7 protein-coding genes and 1 pseudogene are annotated in these 4917 nt (G+C 62.1%); 5 read left to right on the top strand and 3 right to left on the bottom strand.

Going from position 1 to position 4917, the window contains the following annotated elements; all coding sequences use genetic code 11:
• The coding region (locus tag ACGVJ8_RS08680; RefSeq protein ID WP_392347275.1) for an adenylosuccinate synthetase at positions 1–450 on the top strand (450 nt) is incomplete at its 5' end.
• Positions 451–491: 41 nt separating this feature from the next.
• Positions 492–1505 carry an adenosine kinase gene (locus tag ACGVJ8_RS08675; protein ID WP_392347273.1) on the top strand — a complete coding sequence of 338 codons (1014 nt, stop codon included), beginning with the start codon at positions 492–494 and terminating at the stop codon, positions 1503–1505.
• A gap of 20 nt (positions 1506–1525) precedes the next feature.
• Here ACGVJ8_RS08675 and cutA read toward each other — a convergent pair.
• Both cutA and ACGVJ8_RS08665 read right to left on the bottom strand, forming a co-directional pair.
• A pseudogene (gene cutA, locus ACGVJ8_RS08670) lies at positions 1526–1798 on the bottom strand (divalent-cation tolerance protein CutA).
• A gap of 13 nt (positions 1799–1811) precedes the next feature.
• Positions 1812–2603 carry a precorrin-6A/cobalt-precorrin-6A reductase gene (locus ACGVJ8_RS08665; RefSeq protein ID WP_392347277.1) on the bottom strand — a complete coding sequence of 264 codons (792 nt, stop codon included), beginning with the start codon at positions 2601–2603 and terminating at the stop codon, positions 1812–1814.
• Positions 2604–2632: 29 nt separating this feature from the next.
• Here ACGVJ8_RS08665 and ACGVJ8_RS08660 point away from each other — a divergent pair, with 29 nt between their 5' ends.
• The gene (locus ACGVJ8_RS08660) at positions 2633–3091 is read left to right on the top strand and encodes a single-stranded DNA-binding protein (RefSeq protein ID WP_392347271.1); all 459 of its coding nucleotides are present in this window, start codon (positions 2633–2635) and stop codon (positions 3089–3091) included.
• A gap of 29 nt (positions 3092–3120) precedes the next feature.
• Here the strand turns inward: ACGVJ8_RS08660 and ACGVJ8_RS08655 are convergent, their stop codons facing one another.
• Complete coding sequence (locus tag ACGVJ8_RS08655) at positions 3121–3309, bottom strand: hypothetical protein (protein WP_392347269.1); 189 nt, start codon at positions 3307–3309, stop codon at positions 3121–3123.
• A 70-nt stretch (positions 3310–3379) separates the two neighbouring features.
• On the opposite strand from ACGVJ8_RS08655, the gene ACGVJ8_RS08650 reads away from it, so the two are divergent.
• On the top strand, positions 3380–3922 hold the full coding sequence (locus ACGVJ8_RS08650; RefSeq protein WP_392347267.1) for a DUF2854 domain-containing protein: 543 nt from the start codon (positions 3380–3382) through the stop codon (positions 3920–3922).
• Between the two features lie 3 nt (positions 3923–3925).
• Positions 3926–4807 carry an acetylglutamate kinase gene (gene argB / locus ACGVJ8_RS08645; RefSeq protein WP_392347265.1) on the top strand — a complete coding sequence of 294 codons (882 nt, stop codon included), beginning with the start codon at positions 3926–3928 and terminating at the stop codon, positions 4805–4807.
• Positions 4808–4917 lie beyond the last annotated feature (110 nt).

Here is a 4917-nt window from a genome sequence, read left to right as displayed (position 1 = left end):
CTCACGGAACGAGGTGGCGAATTCGGCACTACCACTGGCCGCCAGAGGCGCTGTGGCTGGTTTGACGGCGTGATCGGTCGCTACGCCGTGCAGGTCAACGGCTTGGACTGTCTGGCCGTGACCAAGCTGGATGTTCTTGATGAACTGGACGAAATTCAGGTCTGCGTGGCCTATGAACTCAACGGCGAACGAATCGAGCACTTCCCCAGCAGTGCCGATGACTTCGCCCAGTGCAAACCCATCTTCGAAACGCTGCCTGGCTGGCAGTGCTCCACCGAGGAATGCCGCAGCCTTGAGGATCTCCCCAAACCGGCCATGGATTATCTGCGCTTCCTCGCCGATTTGATGGAAGTGCCAATCGCCATTGTCTCCCTGGGGGCCAGCCGTGATCAGACCATCGTTGTCGAAGATCCGATCCATGGCCCCAAGCGGGCCCTGTTGAGCGCCTGAGCCTCTGAGGTTCATACTTCGGGACTGCTTTCCACTCCCTGATGTCATTAGAGACCCGTTTCTCTAGCACCTGCAGTCTCGATGTCGTTGGCATCGGTAACGCCATCGTCGATGTTCTGGTGCAGACGGACGACAGTTTCATCGCTGAACACGGCCTCCAGAAAGGGGGCATGGCGCTGATCGACGAACAACAAGCTGAAGCTCTCTACAAGGCCAGTGGAACGGACCTCGAGACCTCTGGTGGATCGGTCGCCAACACTATAGTAAGCATCGCTCAGCTCGGCGGACGCGCTGGTTTCATCGGCCGCGTCCGGGACGACCAGCTCGGCAGTATTTTCAGCCACGACATCCGGGCCGTTGGGACACGCTTTGAGACCCCAGCAGCCACCAGTGGAGCCACAACAGCGCGCTGCCTAATTTACGTCACGCCCGATGCCGAGCGGACCATGTGCACCTTCCTGGGGGCTTCCACCCAACTGGAGCCCGAGGATCTCGACCTCTCCATGGTCAAGCAGGCCAAGGTGCTTTACCTGGAGGGCTACCTCTGGGACAGTCCAGCCGCCAAACGGGCCTTCATCGCCGCCGCCGAAGCCTGCCGTGAAGCAGGAGGAAAGGTGGCTCTTTCCCTCTCCGATGGCTTCTGTGTGGATCGGCACAGAGCGAGTTTTCTCGAGCTGGTGAATGGCCACGTCGATGTGCTATTCGGCAATGACGTTGAAATTCAGTCGCTCTACGAGACAGACGATTTCGATCAGGCCCTCGAGCGGGTGCGCGGCGGCGGCTCAGTGATTGCGATCACCCGTGGTGCTCAGGGATCCGTCGTGCTGAGTGGAGACCAGCGCTGGGATGTCGGCATCTTCGGCCTGGGAGACCTGGTGGACACCACGGGAGCAGGCGACCTCTATGCCGGGGGATTTCTGCATGGCTTCACCCAGGGCGAGTCACTCGAGCGCTGTGGTGAGCTCGGAGCCCTCTGCGCCGGCCAGATTGTGACCCAACTGGGGGCCCGCTCCCAGGTCTCCCTCAAGCAACTGGCGGAGACGCATCTGAACTGAGCTCAGCACTTGCCCAGGCCTCATATGCCGGTGATGCCGTCGTCGGCTAGCATAATCACTGGGGAGGTGTCGTAGCTGTGCAGCTCTGAGACGGCGAAGCGCAGGGCTTCCAAATGCTGGGCGGAGGTCTTCATCAGCAGTTGGACCTCATGGGACGCCTACAGCGCCCCCTCCCAGCGATAGAACGACTGAACGGGGGGATGGGGACTACAGGTCACGAGATGGCGCTCCAGCAAGGTCTTAGCCAGCTGTTGGGCACGCTCAGCGTTCGCTTCAGTGGTGAGGGCCAGCACGAGCCCACTCGTTTCAATCACGCTCAAGCTGATCCATCAGCTTACTGACATCCTCGACACAATCCATCCCATCGGGGGGGGATGGGCGCCGCAACAGCAGCAAGCTCAGCCCGAGGTCTGTGGTGAGTTGATGCCAGAGCTGTTCCGTCACACCACCGGACTGGCGGCAGAGCACCACCCCAATGTCCCAGCGACGGCAGAGGGACCGCTCGATCGCCCCCGGCACCTCCCCCTGCAGGGGTCGCACCACGGCCAAGTGATCCGGGGGCAGACCTGCCCGCAGCGCTGCGCGTAATCCATCGGGGGACGGAAGCGCACGGCCATAGGGGATGGCTCCGGCGCAGCGCACAGCAGCAGTCAAGGCCGGAAGATGACGACCTCCAATAGCCAGCAGCAGGCGCTGGCCCTGGAGCGGCTGGGTGGCCAAAGCCTCGGCATCAGCCAACAGAGATGCAGCTCCAAGCGGTTCAAGGCGACGCTCATAACGCAGGAGCGGTTGACCGAGATCCGCACAAGCTATAACCAGGTCATGACTGACCCGAGCTGCAAAGGGATGCGTGGCATCCACCACCCAACGGAAAGGCCCGGCCTGGTGGAGAGCTGCCGTAATTCCGCCAATGCCCTCCAGGGCACCGATCAAGATCCGCTCGACTGGCAGTCCCGCGTAGGCCTTCGCCGCACTTGGGGTCACCACACTCACACTCACACGCCAATTACGGTGAGAGAGCTCCTGCACCAAGCGCGGCCCCTCACCGGTTCCAGCCAGCAGCAGCACACGACATTGGTCATTCGCAGGGCCTTGCATCAGGATATGCGCCGACACCAGCTCAAGCCATGAACCATTGCGTGCTCGAAGTAGAGGTGATCGACGCACCGACGGTTCGATACACCCAGGACAACCAGACTCCCATTGCGGAGATGGCCGTGCGCTTTGATCCCCTTCGGGACGGTGATCCGCCAGGCGAATTGAAAGTGGTGGGCTGGGGCAACCTGGCCCAGGAACTGCAGAACCGTGTGCAGACCGGGCAGCGGCTGCTGATCGAAGGCCGGCTGCGGATGAACACCATGCCCCGGGCCGATGGCATGAAGGAAAAACGGGCTGAATTCACCCTGGCTCGGCTTCATCCGATCGGCGCGGCAGCCACGGGTGCACCCCCATCCGGCAACCCTTCAGCCCCGGCCCCAGGCCGCCAGGCACCCGCGGCTGCGCCGACCAAGGTGGCGAAAGAGCCTGAACCGGCCAGCTGGAATGCTGCGCCCCTCGTGCCCGACACCGACGACATCCCCTTCTGAATCAGAGAACGCTCGCGGTTCGGAGCACCTCAACGACTAGTTTCGTCCTGCAGTTCTGAAGCTCGGGTAATCAGTTGTCCGAGCTCCCGTTCAAGAGCGGCAAGGTCCAGACGCAGTTCGGGCCAGCGGCCACCATCAATCTGTTGCAGCAACCAGCTACGATCACGGTCGAGCTGCTGGAGCAGATCATCCATACCGGTCGACGATGGATCAGACATCTAAACTCGAGGCAGTGGATCTTCATCCTGATGGCTTAGAGGTCAAAATGATGATCAAGCCAAGGCCTTCATGAAGGATTTCTTCTCCCCCGGCAGCCTCGTCACCATCGCCGGAGGCATGCTGACCGTGATCGGTGCCACCGCTTACGCCACCGGAAGCGCCAACCTCAGCCTGCCCACGATTTTCTACGGAATCCCGATTTTGTTGGGGGGACTGGCCCTGAAATCGTCGGAGCTGCCACCCGCTATCCGGGTGACACCGATCAAGACCTTTCAAAAGGAACGCGAAGCTGCGGCCCCTGAACTGGGCAAATTGCTCGGCGATGTGACGCGCTGGCGCTATGGCCAGAAGGCCCACCTGGAGTCGTCGCTGGAGGCGCTCAAACTCTGGGACGAGGACACCCCGCCGCAGTTGGAGGAGATCGAAGAGCTGCATTCCGACAGCGGCTACGGCCTGCGGATGCGTTTCCTGCTGGGAGCCGTTCCCCTCAAACGCTGGCAAGAGCGGCAGGAGCGGCTGGGGCGTTTCTTCGCCAAGGGGATGAGAGCGGAACTCAAGGAACTGGATGAGCAACGGCTGGACGTTGTCCTGCTTCCAGCGGGTGAGGCCTAAGCCATGGCCCAATCCACCCAGAACAACAATGACGTTCTCAGGGTGTCGGTGCTCAGCGAAGCCCTTCCCTACATCCAGCGCTTCGCGGGTCGGCGCATCGTGATCAAGTACGGCGGAGCCGCCATGGCCCATGCCGAGCTGCGTGCTGCCGTCTTTCGCGACCTGGCTCTGCTGGCCTGCGTTGGGGTCCAACCCGTGGTGGTTCATGGCGGCGGGCCCGAAATCAACCAGTGGCTTCAGCGTCTGGAAATCCCCGCCGAATTCCGCGACGGACTGCGCGTCACCGATGCCGACACCATGGATGTGGTGGAGATGGTGCTGGTGGGCCGCGTCAACAAGCAGATCGTGAACGGCCTCAATCAGCTCGGCACCCGTGCGGTTGGTTTGAGCGGAAGTGACGGAAGTCTTGTGGAAGCACGCCCCTGGGGGAATGGCAGCCATGGGCTGGTGGGGGATGTTGCCCGCGTCAATCCCGATGTGCTCGAACCGCTGCTGGAGAAGGGTTATGTGCCCGTCATTTCCAGCGTTGCCGCAACCCTCGATGACGGGCGAGCCCACAACATCAATGCCGACACGATGGCGGGAGAGCTAGCGGCGGCTCTGGAAGCCGAAAAACTGATCCTGCTAACCGACACCCCCGGCATCCTTAAAGACCGGGACGATCCCGACTCCCTGATCCGCAAACTACGCCTCTCAGAGGCGCGACAGCTGATCGAGGACGGCGTGGTCGGAGGGGGCATGACGCCCAAAACGGAATGTTGCATCCGCGCCCTGGCCCAGGGCGTGTCAGCCGCCCACATCATTGATGGCCGGGTTCCCCATGCCCTCTTGCTCGAAGTCTTCACCGACGCCGGCATCGGCACGATGGTGGTGGGACGCGGCTAGAGGGTGAGCGAGCAGGACGCAGCACTGGACCTCTCTGAAGCGGAGGCAGCCCTCGAGCGCGGGGACTACGGCCAAGGACTGGACCTGCTTCTACCCCTGGCGGAGCAACA

Source organism: Parasynechococcus sp., from assembly GCF_042954245.1.
Lineage (GTDB): Bacteria > Cyanobacteriota > Cyanobacteriia > PCC-6307 > Cyanobiaceae > Parasynechococcus.
This window is presented reverse-complemented; position numbering and strand designations above follow the sequence as displayed.